Origin of the sequence: Romboutsia sp. 1001285H_161024_C4 (assembly GCF_015550185.1) — a bacterium.
Lineage (GTDB): Bacteria > Bacillota > Clostridia > Peptostreptococcales > Peptostreptococcaceae > Romboutsia_C > Romboutsia_C hominis.
This window is the reverse complement of sequence record NZ_JADNAJ010000004.1, coordinates 1-21,712: the sequence shown is the minus strand read 5'-3', so window position 1 is coordinate 21,712 and position 21,712 is coordinate 1. Positions and strand designations below refer to the sequence as shown.

Here is a 21,712-nt window from a genome sequence, read left to right as displayed (position 1 = left end):
CTTAAAATATTAAACTAAAAAAGGAGCTATTAGAAATCTAATATAGCTCCTTTTTTAATTATTTACTTTAATCTTTCATCATCTTCATCTACATATTCTAATATGTCTCCAGGTTGACAGTTTAGTATTTTACATATTGAATCTAATGTAGTAAATCTTACAGCTTTGGCTTTATTATTTTTTAATATAGATAGATTAGCCATAGTTATACCAAGTTCCTTTGAAAGTTCGGTAGAACTAATCTTTCTTTTAGCCATCATAACATCTAAATTTACAAGAATTGGCATAAAATATTCCTCACTAAATTGTTTTATCATTTTCATTTTTTATCTTTGTAGCTGTCTCAAATAATTGAGATAAAGTAAGACATAATAATCCTATAACTAGGCAGATAAAAGTAACTACTATAATTGCTGGAATTATAAGAGTGTCATTAAATGGACTTACAAAGTATTTTAGATACAACATGCATACAGCAAATATAATAATCTCACTAAAAGAACATATAGATATAGTTTTTAGAGCTTTTGAGCTGGCCATAGTAAAAGGTATATTCTTTATAATTAATCTACAAAGCTTTTTTAATTTAAATAAAGATATCATATAAGGTATAAAACATAAGTATACGCAAATTGATACATTAATCATTATTGGGTTAAGTTCTGACACAGGTACTTGTGTTTTACATAAAGCTATACTTATCATTGGTGTAGCTAGGAGTAAAACACCTGTAATAAATATTCCTATTAATATAATAACATTTAATATTTTAGAATTTAAGCTTTTTATCATTTTTATTTACCTCTCTTAAAAAATATATATTATACACCTATAATAAATATGTAATTATCGTTTGTCAATAAAAAAACATAATATTACAATAATGTAATGTACAAAAAAACTGTAGATAGCAAAAGGCTTTTCTACAGCTTTGATTTTATTCTATATTTTCTCCGAAATTTTCGCTTATTATTCGCGTATAACTTATAGATTTTGATATTCTGTCTAATATTTCTTCTTTTTTATCTAATACTATATCTTTTCTATCATTCCAAAGTGTATCAAATAAATTATTACACATATTTTTGAAATCATTATCACTTATTATAAAGTAATCATTTTGTCCTGAATTAGGATGTACTTTTGTAAACTTTAAATTCTTAGATAAATATAAAGATGGATTTTCTTTTTCTCTAAAATCATCAACAAAATCTCCATCAACTAATCGTATTTCAACATCATTAGATTCCATTAATATTTTTTCTATATATTCAATATGTCTTTCCCTTTCTTTGAATGTAAGAGTTACTGGTATATTGAAAAAGTGTAAGCAACCTGAAGACATATACTTTCTAAGTTCTGATTCATATATAAGTACTTTAAGATTAGATTTATAAGTAACATTATGAAGGAATACATTTATTTTTTTTAGCTCATTTATAATTTTTTTATTATCTCCAAAAACTCTTTCGGCAATCTCCATGAATAAATCCGGAGGCATAAAGAATTCATTAATAGAACCTAAAAGACATCTTAAATCATTGTTCATTATATATTGTATATAAGTTTGATTTTCTATCATAGAGGTACAATCTCTTTTGTCGTATAAAAGTTTTCCTTTATTTTTTAAAGTATACTTTATATTTGCATAAAAATCTTCTACTAATTTTCTGTCTTTAGAGGTTGTGGTAAACATACATTCACCTTCTTCAAAGAATAGATTTGTAGATAAGAATTTATTTTTAATTGCAAATATTGCAGTATTGGAATTTATACTACAGTTGTATAACTTAAAATTAAGTGAAGTAGATGTTGAAATTAAGTTTATAGCAAGGAGTGTATTAATAACGTCCTCATCTTCATAGTCATTAAGACCGATTAAAAAACTCGCTTTAACATTAACTTTTTTACTTAATTCATTTAAAAAAGCTTTCAAATTAGATAGTGTTAATTTATCTTTATGGTTTAGATAAAGTAAATTTACAGAAATCAGTACTTCTAAATCTTCATCTTTATCAGCATAAAAGCTCAATTCTTTAAAAAAGGTTTTATAAATTATGCCTGGATTAACTAAAGAAGTACTATTATAATATTCCTCTGAATGCGTAGTTTTAGGCATGGATTTTACCTGAGTATTGTTTACATTGACAGTATCCATATAAACTTCTTTGAGCTTAGTTTCTATATATTCTCCAATGAATTCATTACTGCTATCAGAAGATATTTCAAAATAATCTATTAAATTATCTAATGTATCGTCATTTAAAGACTCCATAATAAAGTCTGATATATTTTTACATATTTCATTTATTCTTTTTGAGCTTGGAAGATGTTTAGAAAGAATCCACTTATTTACATAAGAAACATCATAGCCTACATACTTTGCCAAACTACTTTTCTTTTGATTTGATAAGTATAGTAGATTCTCTAATAAACTTCCAAAAGTAATGGTTTTCAAGTTATATTCCCCCTAATAATTCGTTTTATGTCAGCTTTTAAATTATATTATATCACTTACTAAGGTATATTATAAGAGTTCGAAATAGATTGAAATATAATAAAATAGAAGCAATTTGAAGAAAGTTTTTTCAATGAAAAATGCAGAGGCATATAAAAAATGCCTTATATCCTTAAGTTTCGTTATTATTCGTAAAAGTAAGTAGATGATACGTGTTATTATATAAGCATAGACAATGAAAAATACGTTTTCTCAACAAGGGAATACGAAATATACTAAAATTACGGTAAGGAAAAACTAGAAAATTTCTAGGCAATAAATTAGGAGGATATATGGGCAATTTAAAGAGTAACAAAATAGCAAAGGGATGGATGATAGTAATAGCATGTATGCTTATACAAGCAATACCATTTGGTGTAGCATCAAATATTCAGCCATTATTTATACATCCAGTAACAACAGATAAGGGGTTTAGCTTAAGTTCATTCTCATTAATATTTACAATAGGGACAATAGTATCAGCGGTAGCATCTCCATTTATAGGTGCGCTTTACGGGAAGGTAAATGCTAAATTAATATATATAGTAGGATGTTTATTATCTGGTGGAGGATTTATGTTATTCTCTATGTGTACAGAGTTATGGCAATTCTACTTAGTAGCAGGAATAGTTAATATAGGAACATCGGCTATATCAGCTATAGGAGTTCCACTTTTAATAAACTCATGGTTTGATGAAAGTACAAAAGGAAAGGCAATGGGAATTGCTTTTGCTGGAGGATCTATAGGTAATATATTCCTTCAACAAATGGCTATATACTCAATAGCATCTAATGGATATTCTAGAGCTTATTTCTTATTTGGAGTATTATCTTTAGCTGTTGGTATACCAGTAGCATTATTAATGATAAGAATGCCTAAAAATAAAGATGAGATAGTAGTAGGAAATAAAAAATCAGATAAGGCAGAAGATAAAAAGGAAGAAAAAGTAGATTTAGCATATACATTAAAAGAAGTACAGAAAATAAAATATTTCTGGATGATGGCAATAGGATTCTTATTTGTAGGAATATATGTGTCTGCATATTCAGTACAATATGCTGCATATTTCCAAGGAGAGTTAAAGTTAGATCCTAGTGTTGTAGCAATGTCAGGTTCAATATTTGCAATTACATCATTATGTGGAAACGTAGTTGGTGGTATATTATTTGATAAAATAGGTGTTATGAAGTGTTTAGTAATATCATCAGTAGCAGTATTTGTATCAGGAATATTCTTGACTATGTCTGGAACATCTCCAATATTTGCATATGCATTCTCTGCTATAAAAGGTATAGCTGTTTATATGTATATGATGGGACCAGCATATCTTACAGGTTCATTCTTTGGAAGAAAAGAATATGGTAGTATACTAGGTATGATAAACTTGGTATTTGCACTTGGATTCTCAGGAGGATCAGCTATATTTGGTTTATTTACAGATAAGTTTGGTTATAACACTGCATGGATGGGAATATTAGCTTGTGTTGCAGCAGCATACATATTACTTATAATAGCATCTAGAGGAATGAATAATCTAAACAAAGATAGAAGACAAAGACTAGAAGCTGAAAAGGAAATTAAAATAGCTTAATAAAAAGTCGCCTTTAATTAAAGGCGGCTTTTTAATTTATTTTATTAGAAGTGCATATTCTCAAAGAAAATTTACAAAATGAAGGAATAGAGATAAGTGTGTAAGGTAAATATTAAAAAATGACTATACATGATGGTGTTATGCAAAAAGAGTTTGAATTAATCTAATATATATAATAATATCTTAATGTGGACATAAAAATATGAGATGATAGGTGTGAATAAATGGAAGAACTAATAAAATCAATTGATGAAATAACTAAAGATGAAGTTATTAAAGTAGTTATAAGTAATAAAAAAAATAAAGATATAGAATACAATAAAATAAATATAGTTTTAAAAGAAAAAAACAATAAAGAATACTATCAAATAGAAAAGTATACAGATAAACAAGTTTTTCATGAGAACATAGAAAAAGATGAGTTAAATACTAAATTATTAGAGTATATAGGCGATAACTATAAACAATTAGCAGCATGGACTATATCTAAAACTTTTGATCTAAAAGTATCTAAAAAAGGTAAAATATTTTTAGGAAAAAAGAATAGTGATAACTCAAATATGGTAAACAAGAGCCATAATAAAGAGAAAAACTATATATTAAAAGAAGGAATGATAATACAACCACTTATAGACTTAGGAGTATTTACCAAGGAAGGGAAGGTTGTTAAATCAAAATATGATAAATATAAGCAAATAAATAGATTTATAGAGATTATTGATGATGAAATTAAGAAGAATAACTATAAAGAACTTACTATATTAGACTTTGGATGTGGAAAATCTTATTTAACATTTGTCTTATATTATTATTTTGTAGAGATAAAAAAAATAAACGTAAAAATGATAGGTCTAGATTTAAAAGCTGATGTTATTAAAAAGTGTAATGATATAGCTAAAAAGTACAATTATGATAATTTAAGCTTTGAATTAGGAGATATAAATGGATATAGATTTACAGATAAGGTAGATATGGTAATAACACTTCATGCATGTGATACGGCTACTGATTATGCTCTATATAATGCTATAAAGTGGAATACAAAGATGATATTCTCAGTTCCTTGTTGTCAACACGAGTTTAATAGTCAAATGAAGTCAGATGAATTTTCACTACTTACAAAGTATGGGATAATCCAAGAAAGAATGGCTGCACTTATGACAGATGCTGTAAGAGCAAATTTACTTGAAAGTATAGGGTATAAAACTCAATTATTAGAATTTATAGATATAGCCCACTCACCTAAGAATATATTAATAAGAGCGGCTAAGGGAAAAGTGTCTAAAGAGAAGAGAGAAAAAGCATTAAATGAAGTAAATAATTTAATAAGTGAATTTAACTTTAAGCCAACATTATACAAACTTCTAAAAGATGATAAGTTAATATAATAAATCTTTATAATTATAAGGGTTATTTATATGTGTGACAAAGTCACAGAAATATGTAGTAAAGTATGGTAACATATATTCATGAACTAAAGTACTTAAGGAGTGATAGTATGATAAGACCATCAGAATACCATAGTCAAAGGTATACTTGTGCAGAAGCATTAATAAAAGCATATAACGAAGAACATAATACAGACATACCTGTTGCACTAGGTAGTGGTATGGGAGTTGGTATGACAGTAGGAAGTGTATGTGGTGCTGTAAATGCAGGTATAGTAGTTATAGGATTTATAAAAGGAAGAGAAAATAATACAGAGGCTAATATAGCTAGAAAATATTCAAATAAGTTGATGAAAAAAGTTAGAGAAAAATATAATTCAGAAATATGTGTAGACTTAAAGAAAAATAAAGTTGGATGCGATGAAATAATAAACTTTACTTATGATGCTATAAATGAGCTACTTGCAGAGGAAATGTAAAAATACAAATTAATAACTATTAAATATAAATAAATTTTGCCAAGATATAAATTTTTGAAAAATTGATTTAACGGTTATTAAAGGTAATAAATATACTATTAATATATTTTACACTAGAAATAGTATGTATTAAATTAATAAGAATTAAAGAGGAAATTTTGGAGGAGAAAAATGTCAAAAATAATTGATAGCACTAATTTTGAACAAGAAGTGAATGATGGAGTTGTAGTGGTTGATTTCTTTGCTACTTGGTGTGGACCTTGTAAAATGCTAGCTCCTATATTTGAGCAACTTAGCGTTGAAATGAAAGATGACGCTAAATTTGTTAAGGTAGACATAGATAAAAGTCTTGAAATAGCTAGAAAATATATGATATCTAGTGTTCCTACAATGATGATTTTTAAAGATGGAAAGCCTGTAGATACTATGGTTGGATTTATGCCAAAGGAATCTATAAAGAGCAAAGTAGAATCACATATATAATAAAAATGGATGCCTAAAAGTTTAGGTATCCATTTTTATTGTATTAAGAAATTGATTAAATAAAACAAATATATAAATTATATTATAAAAATGAGAAAAATATAAAATCTATTTTATAGGATGTTTAAAAATAATTAATTGAAAAATACATAAAAATAAAATTTTACATAAAAAAGAAATTATAATATGGTAAAAAATGTAGAAATATATTATATTATTAATAGTCACCGACAGGAACGGACATAGAAGGACACAACCACAATTTATATCATAAGAATAAATTAATTTACTCAGACTATTTTTAAATGATGAATAATATAAGAGTAAATCTAATGACATGGAAAATACTATCCCCCCTGAATAGTATTAAAAATCTTAAGACTGCATATGCAGTCTATTTTTTTACAAAAAATTAGCTTGCATATTGAGAGAATATATATAGGAAGCTAAGATAAAAGAGTTAGTAACATACAGAAAATGGTATTGATTTAATTAAAACAATACCATTTTTAATTTATTGATATTTACAGATATACTATTATATATGTAGTGCAGGTATTTTCTATAATGATTAGCTATTAAATATAAATAGTTTTTATAAAATTTATTAAATATTGTAATTAAATGAACTAATAAGATTATCTAGCTTGAATTTAGGATATATAGGTTTTGAATTGCACATAGAACGTAATATTAAGTAATGCTTATACTCACTACTATCAGATTTAAAATATTTATTTATAGATATTTCTAACATGTCTTCTTTATCACCAAAATTCATATATTTTAAATAAGAGTCCTTTAAATTAGGATGATCTAAAGTAAGAGAATAAAACTTTCTTTCTACTATTTTTAAATCTTCTATAAGTTTTTGTGTTCGATTAGCTATTTCTTGATTTAAAAAATCATAGTCTCTAGAACTATTAGTTAAATCTGACATAATTTCATATTGAATATGCTTGATTTTTTTATTTAACATAAGGGATAAGCAAAATAGTTCACCTAGTTCTTTTTCTTCTTCAAACTCTCCTTTTAACAAAAGTCTTATAGATGGCAAATCTTTTTTTGAAAATATTTTAAGTTGTCTTCCTTTACCAAATACTATTTTTAATGGAAATTTTAAATTATCGGAATTTACTGACTGAGTTAAAATTCCATCTTCTACAATATAAAATTCTTCCCCTTGGTAAATAGCAAAGTTTTTACTGTAATTGTAATAAAGTGTTTTTGTTGGGACTTGATCTCCAAAATCAAACTCTTTTAAATTTATGTTAGATCTTATGACTTTACCATCGTCATTTACTGTAGGATAATAAAAACAATCAAATCTCATAAAATTTATTCCCCCTAATACATAAATTATATATCTATAATAATTATAGTCCTTATATGATGTTTTGTAATTAAGTAATGTAAAATATTTAAATAAATACAACTGTATAGTAAATACAATAATATAGGTAATAATATCTACTTATGTAGAAATATGTAAAATTATGTAATATAATGAAAGAGTTAAAAAATACAGATAAAGAGAGGTCAATATGACATATATAAAGAAGTTAAATATTTTTAAAGTGTTAGTAGTATTAATAATGATATTATCTATAAATACTAATAAGATATTTGCTCAAACAAGTCTGAAATTTAGAAATATCACGATTGAGCAGGGACTGTCGCAAGGTACTATAGAAGATTTGTATCAAGATAGTAAGGGATACATATGGATAGGAACCCAAGATGGTTTAAATAGGTACAATGGATATGAGTTTAAACAATATAGACATAATGAAAAATCTAAAAACTCAATAGTAAGCAATAATATTATAAAGATAAAGGAAGATAAGGACAATAATATATGGGTAGGAACTATAGATGGAGTAAGTAAAATTTCTAAAAATGGAAAGATAAAAAATTACAAGCAGGGTAGTAAAAATGGAAATCTTTCTGATGGCAATGTTTGTGATATATTAGTAACTTCTGATGGAAAAGTTTTAGTCGGTACTACAAATGGACTAAATATATACAATAAAGACAAGGATAAATTTGAAAGAATATTATCGAAAGAATCTGATTTAACAAACCAATTTATTTATTGCTTAGGTGAAGATAAGAATAAAAATATATGGATAGGTACTAGTGATGGATTAAATAAAATAAATACAAAATATAAAAATGTAGATAAGATATATTTGACAAAGGATAAGAAACCTAATGAAAAAGATACTATATATGGACTTTATATGGATAAAGAAGGATATGTATGGATAGGAACTATGAAAAATGGTCTATTAAAAATAGATATTAATACAAATAAGATAAAGTTGCATAAAGTAAGTAAACAAAATAAAGAATTAGACTTTGTAAAAAATATATTAAAGGATAGTGAAGGAAATATATGGGTATGTACTGATGATGGATTATTAGAGCTATCTGAGGATGGAAATCATGAAGAATTGTATAAAAATAAACCTTATGATAGTCATAGTTTAATTAGCAATAGTACAAGGTGTATTATGCAAGATAAAAATGGTTTAATTTGGGTAGGTACATACACAGGTATAAGCATATTTGATCCTAAAAATAGAGTGACTCAGTATCAAAGTGATCCTTATGACAAAAACTCTTTGAGTAGCAGTGTAATTCATGGAATATATGAAGATAAAGACGGCTTAATTTGGGTAGGTACAAGATCTGAAGGCGCAAATATAATTAATAGAAAAAAAGGCATAATAAGGCAAATAGAAAAAGGAATATTAACTGATGATAGAATTAGATATATAACAGGTAAAGATGATGATATATGGATTGGAACAAATAGTGGATTAAATAGGATAAATAAAAAAACAAAGAAAATAAAGTATTACACTTTAGATAATGGATTATTAGATAATTATATAAGAACCATTTATATCGATGGAGAATATGTATTTGTAGCTACAAGGGGTGGAGTTAATGTAATTAATTCTAAAACCAATGAAATAAGTAATATAAATGATTTGCTAGAAATATATAAAATTCCTAAAGACTATATATCTTGTATTTATAAAGATAGGGAAGGTATTTATTGGTTAGGTACATCCACTGAAGGCGGTTTAATAAGCATAAATTCTAAAACTAAAAAAGTAAAAATATACAACAAAAAAGATGGATTAAGCACTAATGAAATAAGGAATGTAGTTGAAGATAATAAAAAGAATTTATGGATAGCCACTAATTATGGTTTAAATAAATTAAACAAAGAGACTGGAAAAATAATACATTTTACAGAACAAGAAGGCTTGCCTAATAATACGATATATGGTGTAGTTCTTGATTATGAAAATAATCCTTGGATGAGTACAAATAATGGGATTTCTAAATTCGATGTAAAAAATAATAAATTTATAAATTTAAATGTTACAGATGGACTTCAAGGTAATGAGTTTAATGCTAATGCTTGCTTTAAAAACTCTAAAGGAGAGATCTTATTTGGAGGGATTAATGGATTAAATATAATTAATCCAAAAAATTTAGTAACATCAAAAGATATATCTAGAGTAATGATTGATGATATATCAGTTAATGGAGTTGTGTTTGAAGAGGGAAAAAATTTAAACTTTAAAAGTGATGAAAATACTATAGAGATAAAATTCTTCTTACCAGATTATAAAAATACTCAAAGAATACAATATGTATATAAGTTAGAAGGGAGTAAGGATAGTTGGCATACCATAAAGGATAATAAAGTAACATATACAAATTTAAGTCCAGGAGATTATAAGTTTGTGGTAAAAGCTATAAATAATGATGGTGTAATGAGCGAAAAAACTAGTATAAACTTTAAGATAAATCCACCATGGTGGAGAAGTAAAGAAGCAATAGTTATTTATGCACTTATTATAATAGCCATTATTGTCCACAATCAAAGAAAAATGAAAAGGCTAGACAAATTAGTAGGAGAAAGAACAGAAGAACTACGAGAAGAGATGGAAAAAAATAAAGTTCTTTTTGATAAGGTTATTGAACTTGAAAAAAATAAAAATAATTATTTTATAAACTTATCTCATGAATTAAGAACACCATTAAATCTTATACGTAGCACAGAGCAGCTAATAACAGGGCTTAATAATCGTGGAAAGCAAATATCAAGTGAAAAAATAGAATATTATATGAGTATTTTAAGAAAAAATTCAAATCGATTATTAAGGCTTATTAATAATATTATTGATACATCAAAAATAGAAAATGGGAACTATATACTTAATATAAACGAGCATGATATAGTCTACTTAGTAGAGGAAAGTGCATTAAGCTTGAGCAATTTAGCTAATGATAAGGGAATTGAATTGATAGTAGACCCTTATATAGAAGAAAAAACAATACTATGTGATTCATATGATATTGATAGATGTATAGTAAACTTAGTAAATAATGCTATAAAGTTTACAGATGAAGGTGGAAAGGTAGAAGTTATAATTAAAGAAGTTGGAACAAACGTACAGATAGAAATATCTGATACAGGAGTAGGAATAGAAGAAAAATATCATCATTCTATATTTAATAGATTTAACCAAGTGATAGATGAATATGGTGAATCAAAACAAGGTAGTGGACTAGGTCTTACTATAACAAAACATATTATCAATTTACATAAAGGTGAAATATATGTAGAAAGTGAATTAGGGAAAGGAACTAAATTTACAATAATATTACCAGAAAATATGTACAAAAATAACTAGCTTATAGCTAGTTATTTTTGTTACATAGATTGATTAAATACCATAAGAAATGTCAAAGATAGTATTAACAATTAATTTAGGGGGTATATAGAATGGTTTTAAGTAGAGAGAATATAATAGAGGGGCTAATAGATTTAAAAAATGAAAGAGAAAATGAAAGTAAAAAAATAATAATAAACATAAAGGAAATAGTAGAGAGTCAAAATATAGATGATATGGAAAAGTTAAAGTTGATTAATAATGAATTAGGTAAAATGCTAGTTATATAATAAAACTATACACAAAAATAATTTAATATAGTTAGCATTATAGTAAGCTAAATTAGTTTATATACAAATTTTTTTATTATTATATAGGAGACTTAGAATTGATACTAGCTTAATAAAAGTTATATAAATACAAAGTAAATTTAATATTATAAGAATATATTATTAATAACACACGAATAAGCATAAAATGTTAAGGAGTAATTATATATTTAAGAAATTTTTCTAAAATTGTTAGTTAAATTTTCCACTATATTTATGTTAATTTGTGGATAGATTATTATATTTTTTAAATAATTACATATGTTTAGATACTAGTGTAACATTAAAATTAGGTTAATATATTTATTTAAATCAATAAATAAATTATAATAAATAAAAAGATATATGGAGGGGAATCTATGAATTTTAAATTTTGCCACAATAACTTTAATGTATTAAATCTTGAGAAAAGTCTTGAGTTTTATGAAAAAGCATTAGGTCTTAAAGAAGTAAGAAGAAAAGAAGCTGAAGACGGAAGTTTCATATTAGTTTATTTAGGTGATGGAGAAAGTGATTATACGCTAGAATTAACTTGGTTAAGAGATTGGGATAGACCGTATAATTTAGGAGATAATGAATTCCATCTAGCTCTTAGAGTAGATGACTTTGATAAAGCTCACAAATTACATAAGGATATGGGATGTATATGTTTTGAGAATGAAGCTATGGGAATTTATTTTATAGCAGATCCAGATAATTACTGGATAGAAATACTTCCTCAAAATATGTAATTTGTTTAACTAGTTAAATAACATTTGAAACAGTATATAAAAAGTATTGTAGCTAATATAGCTAACAATACTTTTTTTATTAGAGTGTACTTGTATCAAATAAAAAACTATATTGATTTATATAGGACGGTTTATTTATAAGATTAATATTGACTCAGAGAATAATAAAATATAATAATATAAAGATAGATTATAAAATAGAGAGGTATTAGATATGAAGAATATAGTAGTTATATGTGAAAATTTACAAAGTGCTGAAGCAATAAAGTTAGCAGGAAAAGAATTAGGGATAAATGTAGTTTGTGAAATACAAGAAAATTGCAAAATACAAAATGAAATAAGTGAAGCTGAAATTAGAAAAGCATGTGCAGTATTATTTGTAATAAGCTTTGAAGTGGAAGATATAGAAAAGATAGAAAGATTTATAGATTGTGAATACTATGAAGTAGAGCCTAAGTATGTTATAAATGATGCAAAATCAGTAATTAAAGAGATAATGGAAGAAATAAATTAGTAGGTTAAGTAATAGAAATTAAAGTATTATATCATTAAATGTAAATTAAGAGAATATATTAATGCAAGCGGTGATATAATTGAAAATATTTAATAAAGAAAGTCTATTATTTAATATATTTGGAAATGTAAGAAAAGTAATTGCGTTGTTGCTTACATTAGTATTTTGTTATCTAAGTATTAGTGGAACCATAACACAATAACAATTTATATCTGTCTTTAGTATGGTTTTAGGATATTATTTTGGTAAGTCAACAGCACTAGATGTTCCAGATAAATTAAGAAAAAAAGAAAATACTATCACTAAAGAGATTAGTGAAGCAGATAAAAACATATTTGATTAAAATAAAAGCTCAGACTTAATTGTCTGAGCTTATTTCCATTAATACCTCTTTTAAATTCTCAAGAGATGTATTTAATTTATTAAGTTGGTCGTCTGGAATAGTTGAAAGCCTATTTTTTAAAGTATCTTTCATAAGATTAAACTTATCTTTTAAATATTGATCTCCTTTATCAGTTAAGCTAATATTAACTATTCTACGATCTTTTGTATCATGAGCTCTTTCAACCATTCCTTCATTTATAAGTTTATTAAGAAGTTTTGTCATATTTGGTGTTGAAATTAACAGCTTTTTAGCAACTTCAGAAATTGGTTGAGTACCCTTACGTCTAAGAACTTCCATTATTTGGAAGTGAGAATGATTGAATGTATCATTTCTAAAACCACATTCATTCCTAATTATTTTCTTTTGAAATAATGGCATTATCTTTACAAAATTTTGAACTATAGATTCTAATTTATCATCAGCCATAATAATACCTCCATAAAAATTTATTTTAACACAAATTTTACCCATAAAAATTATTTCATACTATATACAACATTAAATTTATTTTCACACTGTAGGGAAACACAATATATATAAAATATTGACTTTTTTTTAAAATACTATATACTTAAAAAATATAATAGTTAAAAAGTATAACTATTAACTAGTATAAGTAGTTTAATATTATTATACATCAAAAACTATAAATTGTGTAAAAAGACTAAAATTAAATGGAGGGAATTTTAAGCTATGTTTAAGATTTTTAAATACTCAAAACCGTTTATTGTGTCAATTATTATGGCGGTTATGCTTTTAGTAGTTCAAGCAATGTGTGATTTATCATTGCCTGATTATACTTCAAACATAGTAAACGTAGGAATTCAACAAAGTGGTATAGAAAATGCAGTACCAGTTGTTATAAGAGAAACAGAATTTAAGAAGTTAAAAATATTTATGAACGACACTGAAAAAGAAAAGGTTGAAAAATATTATAACTTGATAGACAAAGAAGACTTAAGTGACAAGGAGTATAACAAAGAAGTTGAAAAGTATCCTGCACTTAAGAATGAACCTTTATACCAATTAAATACTAAAGATAAAGATGTTATAGATAGCTTAAACAAGATAATGTCTGACTCTATGATGAGAGTAGCAGCTATAAATATGGCTAGTGATAAAGGCGATATACCAAATGTACCAAAGGGTACTGATATATGGCCTATGATAGAAAATATGCCAAAGGCTCAATTAGATACTATGATGAAGCCTATTGATGAAAAAATAGATGATTTAGATCCTAGCATGCTTACTCAATCAGCTATTTATGCAGTTAAAACTGAATATGAAAAAATAGGCATGGACTTAACTAAGTTACAAAACAATTATATATTCAAAACAGGAGCGATAATGATAGTAATAGCTCTTGTAGGTATGGCAGCTACAATATCAGTAGTTTATATAGCTGGTAGAGTTGGTGCAGGTGTAGGAAGAAATATACGTAAAGATGTATTTAGAAAAGTTGTAGGATTTTCTAATGTAGAATTTAACAAATTTTCTACAGCATCACTTATAACTCGTAGTACAAATGATATACAACAGATACAAGTATTTACTGCGATGTTTATAAAGATGGTATTTTATGCTCCAATACTAGGGATAGGTGGGGTATTAAAAGTACTAGATACAGATACTTCTATGTCTTGGATAATAGGAGTGGCTATTGGTGCAATACTAATAGTTGTTACAGTATTATTTAGTTTAGCTATACCGAAGTTTAATAGAGTTCAAAAGCTTATAGATAAATTAAATCTAGTAACACGTGAATCATTAACAGGAATGTTAGTTATAAGAGCTTTTAGTACTCAAAAAATAGAAGAAGAAAGATTTGATGAAACAAATACTCTTTTAAGAAAAACAAATACATTTGTAAATCGTATAATGACTATGATGATGCCGACTATGATGCTTATTATGAATATAACAACTGTACTAATAGTATGGGTTGGGGCTAAGCAAATAGATGCAGGTGCGATGCAAGTCGGGGATATGATGGCATTTATACAATACTCTATGCAAATAATAATGGCATTCTTAATGATATCAATGTTATCAGTAATACTTCCAAGAGCAGCTGTATCAGCTAAGCGTATAATGGAAGTACTAGGTACAGAAGTATCTATAAAAGATGTTGAAAACACTAAAATATTTGATGATTCAAAAGATGGAGAAGTTGAATTTAAAAACGTATCATTTAAATACCCTAATGCAGAAGATAATGTATTAAGTGATATAAGTTTTGTTGCTAAGCCAGGTCAAACAACTGCATTTATAGGAAGTACAGGAAGTGGTAAATCAACTCTAATAAACCTTATACCTCGTTTCTTTGATGCTACTGAGGGAGAAGTTTTAGTAAATGGAGTTAATATAAAGGACGTAAGCCAACACGATCTTAGAGAAAAAATAGGATATGTACCTCAAAAAGGAGTTTTATTCTCTGGAACAATAGATAGTAATATAAAATATGGTGCAAGAGATATAAGTAAGGAAGAAGTTGAAAGAGCAGCACAAACAGCTCAAGCAATGGAGTTTATATCTACTAAGCCAGAAAAATTCGAAACTGAAATATCTCAAGGTGGTACGAATGTATCTGGAGGTCAAAAGCAAAGACTTTCTATCGCTCGTGCTTTAGCTAAAAAGCCTAAGATATTTATATTTGATGATAGTTTCTCAGCTTTAGATTTAAAAACAGATGCAAAACTTAGAAAAGAACTGAAAAATCAAACTGGAGATTCAACAGTTTTAATAGTAGCTCAAAGAATCAGTACTATAATGAATGCAGAGCAAATAATAGTGCTTGATGAAGGAAAGATGGTAGGTAAAGGAACTCATCAAGAGCTAATAGAAAACTGTGACGTATATAAGCAAATTGCACTATCTCAGTTATCAAAGGAGGAGTTAGTCAATGAGTGTTAAGAAAAGCAAAAGACCTATGAGAATGGGTGGAGGACCTTCTATGATGGCAGGTTCAGAAAAAGCAAAAGACTTTAAAGGGACTATGAAAAAATTACTTAATCGTTTAAGTCCATATAAAGTGTCATTAATATTTGTTGTATTATTTGCTATAGGTAGTGCGGTATTTACTATAGTGGGACCTAAAATATTAGGTAATGCAACAACAGAAATATTTGAAGGATTAGTAAGCAAAGTAAGTGGAAGCGGAAGCGGAATAGATTTTACTAGCATATCAAAAACACTAGCTATGCTAGTTGGATTATATGTTATAAGTGCACTGTTTTCATTTGTTCAGACATTTGTTACATCTGATATATCACAAAAGGTATCTTATAATTTAAGAAAAGAGATATCAGAAAAAATAAACAAATTACCTCTTAAATACTTTGATGGAACAACAAACGGAGAAGTATTATCGAGAGTTACTAACGATGTAGATGCAATAAGTCAAAACTTAAACCAAATACTATCACAGATGATAACTGCAGCGACAGTACTTATAGGTGTACTAGTGATGATGTTATCAATAAGTGTAAGTATGACTTTAGTAACTTTAGTAATAATACCTTTAGCATTAGTATTTATAAGTATTGTTGTTAAAAAATCTCAAAAACACTTTAAAGATCAACAAGAGTACTTAGGTCACACTAATGGTCACATAGAGGAAATATATAGTGGGCACAATATAATGAAAGCATTTAATGGTGAAGAAAAAGCTATTGAAGAATTTAATGAGCTAAACAATACATTATATAATTCTGCTTGGAAATCTCAAGCATTATCTGGAATGATGATGCCTATAATGACTTTTATAGGAAACTTAGGATATGTAATGGTAGCTATAATGGGTGGATATCTTACAATAAAGAAAAAAATAGAAGTTGGGGATATACTATCATTTATTCAATATGTAAGATCATTTATGCAACCAATAGCACAAACAGCTCAAATTGCCAATGTAATGCAACAAACGGCAGCTGCTGCTGAAAGAGTATTTGAATTCTTAAGTGAAGATGAAGAAATGGAAGAAACTAAAACACCTGTATCAACTGAAAATATTAAAGGTGAAGTTGAATTTGAAAATGTAAACTTTGGATACAGTGATGATAAAATAATAATAAATGATTTCTCAATAAAAATAAAACCAGGTCAAAAAGTAGCGATAGTAGGTCCTACAGGAGCAGGTAAAACTACAATAGTAAAACTTCTTATGAGATTCTATGAGTTAAATAGTGGAAAGATATTAATAGATGGACACGATATAAAAGAATTTACAAGAAGAGATTTAAGAAATCTATTTGGTATGGTTTTACAAGATACTTGGTTATTTAATGGAAGTATAATGGATAATATACGTTATGGAAACCTTAAAGTGAGTGATGAAGAGGTTATAAAAGCAGCAAAACTTGCGCATGCAGATCACTTTATAAAGACATTAAGTGATGGATATAATATGGAAATAAATGAAGAGGCTAACAATATATCTCAAGGTCAAAAACAATTACTAACAATAGCAAGAGCTATACTTGCAGACCCAAAAATATTAATATTAGATGAAGCAACAAGCTCTGTTGATACTCGTACAGAAGTATTAATACAACAAGCTATGGAAAATCTTATGGAAGGTAGAACAAGCTTTATAATAGCTCATAGATTATCTACTATAAGAAATGCTGATTTAATATTAGTAATGAAAGATGGGGACATAGTAGAACAAGGTAGTCATGATGAATTACTAAAAGAAGGCGGATTCTATTCTGAATTATACAATAGTCAGTTTGAAGAAGTAGAAGCCTGTTAATAAAATAAAAAGCGATTCTTAAGTTTAATAACTTATGAATCGCTTTTTATTTTATTAAAATATTGTATTTTAAATTACAGAGAAAAGAGTTTTCGTATATATAATTACACATATTTTTATATGAATCTAGAATATAAAAGTACAAATCATAAACACAAAATTACAAATACACAGATTGAAAAAGTTACTACAATTAAAGTAAGTAATATAATTTTATAAAACATAACAAATAATATCAAAATTTAAGGAGTGGGGGATTATGCCAAATATAGTATTAACAAGAATCGATAACAGATTGATACATGGTCAAGTAGCGACAATGTGGTCTTCAAGTGTAGGAGCAAATTTATTATTAGTTGCAAATGATGAGGTATGTGCTAATGAATTTAGACAAGGTCTTATGGATATGGCAGCACCAAGCTTTGCGCAAACTAGATATTTTAGTATAGAAAAAACTATAAATATAATAGACAAAGCAAGTGATGCTCAACATATAGCAATAATATGTGAAACTCCACAAGATGTAGTGAGATTAGTAGAAGGTGGAGTACCAATAAAAGAAGTTAATATAGGAAATATGCATATGGCAGAAGGGAAAAGACAAGTATCTAAAGCTGTATGCGTAGATGATGATGACGTCAAAGCATTTAGACGTCTTCAAGAACTTGGTGTGAAGCTAGAAATCAGAAGGGTTCCAAGTGAATCTGCTGAGAGTCTAGATGAACTATTTAAATAAAATTCAATAAGGGGGTAAGTTTATGGAATTAAGTTTTATTCAAATTGGTCTTATATTAATAGTTACAATGATAGCAGCAATAGACCAATTTAACTTCTTAGAGTCCTTTTATAGACCGATAGTAATTGGTCCTATAATAGGAGCTATAATGGGAGATTTACAAACAGGACTTATAGTTGGTGGTTCATATGAACTTATGATGATAGGAGCAATGCCAGTAGGAGGAGCACAACCTCCAAATGCAGTTATAGGTGGAATAATGGCTACAGTATTTGCTATTCAATCAGGATTAGATACTTCAGCTGCACTACCTCTTGCAATACCATTTGCATTACTTGGTCAATATGCAGTAACAGCTTTATTTACAGTAATGTCTCCATTAATGGGACTATGTGATAAGGCAGCAGATGAGGCTAATCCAAAAGGTATAGATAGAGTCAATTATATGGCTATGGGAATATTAGCAGTATCATTTGCATTGATAGTTTTAGCTGGATTATTATCAGGTCAGGCAATAGGAGAAACTTTAACAAAAGTATTACCACAATGGGTTTGGGATGGACTAACTGCAGCAGGTAAGATGATGCCAGCACTAGGATTTGCAATGTTACTTAAAGTTATGTTAAGTAAAGAATATGCATTATTTATGATGTTAGGATTTGTTTTAGTAGCATATGGTAAATTACCACTTTTAGCTATAGCTATAGTAGGTATAGCTGCAGCAGTTTATGACTTCCATGTAAGTATGAAAACTAAAAATACAGGAGGAGGTATAGGCGATGGCATCTAATACAGAAGCATTAAAAAGTCAAAGAGAGTATATCGATAAAACAGAAGGCGAAACTCTTGACAATAAAACATTAAATCAAATGGCTTGGAGATCAATGTTTTTACAAGCATCATTTAACTATGAAAGAATGCAAGCTGGAGGATGGTTATACTCTATACTTCCAGGGCTTAAAAAAATACACAAAAACAAAGAAGATTTATCAACATCAATGAAACATAATATGGAGTTTTTCAACTGCCATCCGTTTTTAATAACATTTGTTATGGGGATAATATTATCTCTTGAACAAAAAAAGGCAGATGTTCAAACTATACGTGCTCTAAGAGTTGCAGCAATGGGACCTTTAGGTGGTATAGGAGATGCAATATTCTGGTTTACATTATTACCAATATCTGCAGGTATAGGAGCGAATCTTTCTTTACAAGGAAGTATATTAGGACCAATTATATTCTTTGTGTTATTTAATATAGTACATTTAGGATTGAGATTTGGTCTTATGCATTGGTCATATAAAGTTGGTGTTGAAGGTATAACTAAGCTTACTAAAAATGCTAAAGAATTTACTAGATCAGCTACAGTACTTGGTATGATAGTAGTAGGAGCATTAATAGCATCATATGTAAATATAAATATAGTTACTCCAGAATACTTAAGTATGTCTGGAACTATAGACTTACAAAAGATACTAGATTCTATAATGCCATGTTTATTACCTCTTGGATTAACATTTGGAATGTATGGATTAGTTAAGAAAAATGTTTCTCCGTTAGTTAATATATTAGTATTAGTAGTAATAGGATTAATAGGAGCATTCTTAGGTATACTCTAGGAGGATAAAATGATAATAATAACAGGACATGGGAATTTTGGAAGTGGACTTAAAAGTAGTTTGGATTTAATTGCAGGAAAATATGATTTTATAAAAACTGTTGATTTTACAGAAAATAAATCATCAGATGATTTAAAAGAAGAAATAAGAAACATAGTTAAAGATACTTATAATAAAGTATATATATTTACAGATTTACCTGGAGGAACTCCTTTTAAGGTTAGTAGTGAATTAACATTAGAACATTCGAATATAGAAGTTTTTTGTGGAACTAATCTGCCAATGCTAGTTGAATCTACTATGATGGTGTCTCTAGGATTTGAGATTGATAGTGAGGCTATAAAGACAGCTGGAATAAACAGTATAAAACCGCCAATAAGAAAAGTTGTGTTGGCTGAAGATGGAATATAAATTATAAAAAAGGAGGATGCAAAATTGCATTCTTCTTTTTTTATAATTTATTTAAGCTTTTTATAATAAAAAATAATATTATGGAAAAATTAAATATAATTATGCTATTTCTTACAGGAGGAAGTAATATGGACAATATAAGAGAAACTAGATATAAAAGAGAAGATGGAACATATGATATATCTTTAGAAGTTAAAGATTCTGCATACTTTAATGTATTTGATAACGCAGACACAACATCAGGTAAAGAATTTCTAAGAGATTATTTAAAAAGTAATGCAGATGATGCTAGATATGCGGATATTTCTGTAAATCATAATAAGGGTAGACGTATAGTAAGCATAAAAGCTAAACTAGATTATGAAGGTAATATGCACACATCATATGATAACAGAAGAAAATTATATTAAATAAAAAATAATATACATATTGTACTAGTTAAAATTAATTATAAAAATAAAGATAAGAAAAAATTAACTAGTACAATATATTTAAAACTAAGTGAATATAAGTAATTTATTGATATTAATATTAAATAATAAATATAAAAATAAAAAAGTTTATAAAAAGTATTGACGATATAAAATTATGGTGATATAGTATTACTTGTCCTTAAGAAAAGGGCAAAGCAAAAAAGTAAGCGCCGACACAGTCGCTTAAAATGAACTTTGAAAATTAAACAGTAGGTTAATTTATATAACTGATTCTTAAAGAATCGAAAACAAACCAAGCCAGATATTCAGATAATGATAGTCTGAGCAGGTAGTCAAATTTATTTTAGCAACGGATGTTGTTGAACGGATGTGAAACAATATCGTTGGCGATATAAATTCAAAGAATTTATTTTGAGAGTTTGATCCTGGCTCAGGATGAACGCTGGCGGCGTGCCTAACACATGCAAGTCGAGCGATTTACTTCGAGTAAAGAGCGGCGGACGGGTGAGTAACGCGTGGGTAACCTGCCCTGTACACACGGATAACATACCGAAAGGTATGCTAATACGAGATAACATGAGAGAGTCGCATGGCTTTCTTATCAAAGCTTTTGCGGTACAGGATGGACCCGCGTCTGATTAGCTAGTTGGTAAGGTAA

20 protein-coding genes and 1 rRNA gene are annotated in these 21,712 nt (G+C 27.3%); 16 read left to right on the top strand and 5 right to left on the bottom strand.

Annotation, left to right across the window (positions count from 1 at the left end):
* Window positions 1–62: 62 nt before the first annotated feature.
* The 3 genes from I1959_RS08300 to I1959_RS08290 form a co-directional block, all read right to left on the bottom strand.
* Complete coding sequence (locus I1959_RS08300; protein ID WP_092923282.1) at window positions 63–287, bottom strand: helix-turn-helix domain-containing protein; 225 nt, start codon at window positions 285–287, stop codon at window positions 63–65.
* A 13-nt stretch (window positions 288–300) separates the two neighbouring features.
* Window positions 301–792, bottom strand: coding sequence for a DUF2975 domain-containing protein (locus I1959_RS08295; protein WP_195237913.1), 492 nt, complete (start codon window positions 790–792; stop codon window positions 301–303).
* A gap of 145 nt (window positions 793–937) precedes the next feature.
* Window positions 938–2,458, bottom strand: coding sequence for a hypothetical protein (locus I1959_RS08290; RefSeq protein WP_092922991.1), 1,521 nt, complete (start codon window positions 2,456–2,458; stop codon window positions 938–940).
* A 332-nt stretch (window positions 2,459–2,790) separates the two neighbouring features.
* On the opposite strand from I1959_RS08290, the gene I1959_RS08285 reads away from it, so the two are divergent.
* The 4 genes from I1959_RS08285 (at window position 2,791) to trxA (ending at window position 6,439) form a co-directional block, all read left to right on the top strand.
* Window positions 2,791–4,089, top strand: a complete 1,299-nt coding sequence (locus tag I1959_RS08285; RefSeq protein ID WP_195237912.1) for a conjugated bile salt MFS transporter — start codon at window positions 2,791–2,793, stop codon at window positions 4,087–4,089.
* A 224-nt stretch (window positions 4,090–4,313) separates the two neighbouring features.
* On the top strand, window positions 4,314–5,477 hold the full coding sequence (locus tag I1959_RS08280) for a class I SAM-dependent methyltransferase (protein WP_195237911.1): 1,164 nt from the start codon (window positions 4,314–4,316) through the stop codon (window positions 5,475–5,477).
* A gap of 110 nt (window positions 5,478–5,587) precedes the next feature.
* A complete protein-coding gene (locus tag I1959_RS08275) occupies window positions 5,588–5,956 on the top strand; it encodes a C-GCAxxG-C-C family (seleno)protein (protein WP_195237910.1) in 369 nt (122 codons plus the stop codon).
* A 171-nt stretch (window positions 5,957–6,127) separates the two neighbouring features.
* Entirely contained in the window at window positions 6,128–6,439 is a 312-nt protein-coding gene (gene trxA / locus I1959_RS08270; RefSeq protein WP_195237909.1) for a thioredoxin, read from the top strand.
* 607 nt (window positions 6,440–7,046) lie between these two features.
* Here the strand turns inward: trxA and I1959_RS08265 are convergent.
* Window positions 7,047–7,772, bottom strand: coding sequence for a hypothetical protein (locus tag I1959_RS08265; protein ID WP_195237902.1), 726 nt, complete (start codon window positions 7,770–7,772; stop codon window positions 7,047–7,049).
* Window positions 7,773–7,983: 211 nt separating this feature from the next.
* Here I1959_RS08265 and I1959_RS08260 point away from each other — a divergent pair, with 211 nt between their 5' ends.
* The 4 genes from I1959_RS08260 (at window position 7,984) to I1959_RS08245 (ending at window position 12,713) form a co-directional block, all read left to right on the top strand.
* On the top strand, window positions 7,984–11,160 hold the full coding sequence (locus I1959_RS08260) for a ligand-binding sensor domain-containing protein (protein WP_195237900.1): 3,177 nt from the start codon (window positions 7,984–7,986) through the stop codon (window positions 11,158–11,160).
* A gap of 92 nt (window positions 11,161–11,252) precedes the next feature.
* Entirely contained in the window at window positions 11,253–11,429 is a 177-nt protein-coding gene (locus I1959_RS08255) for a hypothetical protein (RefSeq protein ID WP_166504832.1), read from the top strand.
* A gap of 398 nt (window positions 11,430–11,827) precedes the next feature.
* Window positions 11,828–12,199 (top strand): VOC family protein, encoded by a 372-nt coding sequence (locus I1959_RS08250; protein ID WP_166504833.1) that lies wholly within the window; start codon window positions 11,828–11,830, stop codon window positions 12,197–12,199.
* Window positions 12,200–12,413: 214 nt separating this feature from the next.
* Window positions 12,414–12,713 (top strand): PTS sugar transporter subunit IIBC, encoded by a 300-nt coding sequence (locus tag I1959_RS08245; protein WP_166504834.1) that lies wholly within the window; start codon window positions 12,414–12,416, stop codon window positions 12,711–12,713.
* Window positions 12,714–13,071: 358 nt separating this feature from the next.
* Here I1959_RS08245 and I1959_RS08240 read toward each other — a convergent pair whose 3' ends face one another.
* Entirely contained in the window at window positions 13,072–13,524 is a 453-nt protein-coding gene (locus tag I1959_RS08240) for a MarR family winged helix-turn-helix transcriptional regulator (protein WP_166504835.1), read from the bottom strand.
* 267 nt (window positions 13,525–13,791) lie between these two features.
* On the opposite strand from I1959_RS08240, the gene I1959_RS08235 reads away from it, so the two are divergent.
* The 8 genes from I1959_RS08235 to I1959_RS08200 form a co-directional block, all read left to right on the top strand.
* Window positions 13,792–16,014, top strand: coding sequence for an ABC transporter ATP-binding protein (locus tag I1959_RS08235; protein ID WP_166504836.1), 2,223 nt, complete (start codon window positions 13,792–13,794; stop codon window positions 16,012–16,014).
* Complete coding sequence (locus I1959_RS08230; RefSeq protein WP_207733564.1) at window positions 16,004–17,854, top strand: ABC transporter ATP-binding protein; 1,851 nt, start codon at window positions 16,004–16,006, stop codon at window positions 17,852–17,854. The genes I1959_RS08235 and I1959_RS08230 overlap by 11 nt, the downstream gene beginning before the upstream one ends.
* 259 nt (window positions 17,855–18,113) lie before the next feature.
* Window positions 18,114–18,590 (top strand): PTS galactosamine transporter subunit IIB, encoded by a 477-nt coding sequence (gene agaB, locus I1959_RS08225; protein ID WP_092923024.1) that lies wholly within the window; start codon window positions 18,114–18,116, stop codon window positions 18,588–18,590.
* Window positions 18,591–18,612: 22 nt separating this feature from the next.
* Window positions 18,613–19,380 carry a PTS mannose/fructose/sorbose/N-acetylgalactosamine transporter subunit IIC gene (locus tag I1959_RS08220; RefSeq protein ID WP_092923027.1) on the top strand — a complete coding sequence of 256 codons (768 nt, stop codon included), beginning with the start codon at window positions 18,613–18,615 and terminating at the stop codon, window positions 19,378–19,380.
* Window positions 19,370–20,209: a PTS system mannose/fructose/sorbose family transporter subunit IID gene (locus I1959_RS08215; RefSeq protein WP_092923030.1), complete on the top strand. Its 840-nt coding sequence runs from the start codon at window positions 19,370–19,372 to the stop codon at window positions 20,207–20,209. The genes I1959_RS08220 and I1959_RS08215 overlap by 11 nt, the downstream gene beginning before the upstream one ends.
* Before the next feature lie 9 nt (window positions 20,210–20,218).
* Window positions 20,219–20,620 (top strand): PTS sugar transporter subunit IIA, encoded by a 402-nt coding sequence (locus I1959_RS08210; protein WP_092923033.1) that lies wholly within the window; start codon window positions 20,219–20,221, stop codon window positions 20,618–20,620.
* Window positions 20,621–20,748: 128 nt separating this feature from the next.
* Window positions 20,749–21,030, top strand: coding sequence for a hypothetical protein (locus tag I1959_RS08205; RefSeq protein ID WP_166504837.1), 282 nt, complete (start codon window positions 20,749–20,751; stop codon window positions 21,028–21,030).
* Between the two features lie 431 nt (window positions 21,031–21,461).
* Window positions 21,462–21,712 (top strand): 16S ribosomal RNA (locus I1959_RS08200); the annotation flags it as partial.

What these genes read in the sequence shown, in the direction of transcription:
- I1959_RS08300 (WP_092923282.1), bottom strand. Translation starts at nt 287, where the DNA reads ATGCCAATTCTTGTAAATTTAGATGTTATGATGGCTAAAAGAAAGATT.
- I1959_RS08295 (WP_195237913.1), bottom strand. Translation starts at nt 792, where the DNA reads ATGATAAAAAGCTTAAATTCTAAAATATTAAATGTTATTATATTAATA.
- I1959_RS08285 (WP_195237912.1), top strand. Translation starts at nt 2,791, where the DNA reads ATGGGCAATTTAAAGAGTAACAAAATAGCAAAGGGATGGATGATAGTA.
- I1959_RS08280 (WP_195237911.1), top strand. Translation starts at nt 4,314, where the DNA reads ATGGAAGAACTAATAAAATCAATTGATGAAATAACTAAAGATGAAGTT.
- I1959_RS08275 (WP_195237910.1), top strand. Translation starts at nt 5,588, where the DNA reads ATGATAAGACCATCAGAATACCATAGTCAAAGGTATACTTGTGCAGAA.
- trxA (WP_195237909.1), top strand. Translation starts at nt 6,128, where the DNA reads ATGTCAAAAATAATTGATAGCACTAATTTTGAACAAGAAGTGAATGAT.
- I1959_RS08265 (WP_195237902.1), bottom strand. Translation starts at nt 7,772, where the DNA reads ATGAGATTTGATTGTTTTTATTATCCTACAGTAAATGACGATGGTAAA.
- I1959_RS08260 (WP_195237900.1), top strand. Translation starts at nt 7,984, where the DNA reads ATGACATATATAAAGAAGTTAAATATTTTTAAAGTGTTAGTAGTATTA.
- I1959_RS08255 (WP_166504832.1), top strand. Translation starts at nt 11,253, where the DNA reads ATGGTTTTAAGTAGAGAGAATATAATAGAGGGGCTAATAGATTTAAAA.
- I1959_RS08250 (WP_166504833.1), top strand. Translation starts at nt 11,828, where the DNA reads ATGAATTTTAAATTTTGCCACAATAACTTTAATGTATTAAATCTTGAG.
- I1959_RS08245 (WP_166504834.1), top strand. Translation starts at nt 12,414, where the DNA reads ATGAAGAATATAGTAGTTATATGTGAAAATTTACAAAGTGCTGAAGCA.
- I1959_RS08240 (WP_166504835.1), bottom strand. Translation starts at nt 13,524, where the DNA reads ATGGCTGATGATAAATTAGAATCTATAGTTCAAAATTTTGTAAAGATA.
- I1959_RS08235 (WP_166504836.1), top strand. Translation starts at nt 13,792, where the DNA reads ATGTTTAAGATTTTTAAATACTCAAAACCGTTTATTGTGTCAATTATT.
- I1959_RS08230 (WP_207733564.1), top strand. Translation starts at nt 16,004, where the DNA reads ATGAGTGTTAAGAAAAGCAAAAGACCTATGAGAATGGGTGGAGGACCT.
- agaB (WP_092923024.1), top strand. Translation starts at nt 18,114, where the DNA reads ATGCCAAATATAGTATTAACAAGAATCGATAACAGATTGATACATGGT.
- I1959_RS08220 (WP_092923027.1), top strand. Translation starts at nt 18,613, where the DNA reads ATGGAATTAAGTTTTATTCAAATTGGTCTTATATTAATAGTTACAATG.
- I1959_RS08215 (WP_092923030.1), top strand. Translation starts at nt 19,370, where the DNA reads ATGGCATCTAATACAGAAGCATTAAAAAGTCAAAGAGAGTATATCGAT.
- I1959_RS08210 (WP_092923033.1), top strand. Translation starts at nt 20,219, where the DNA reads ATGATAATAATAACAGGACATGGGAATTTTGGAAGTGGACTTAAAAGT.
- I1959_RS08205 (WP_166504837.1), top strand. Translation starts at nt 20,749, where the DNA reads ATGGACAATATAAGAGAAACTAGATATAAAAGAGAAGATGGAACATAT.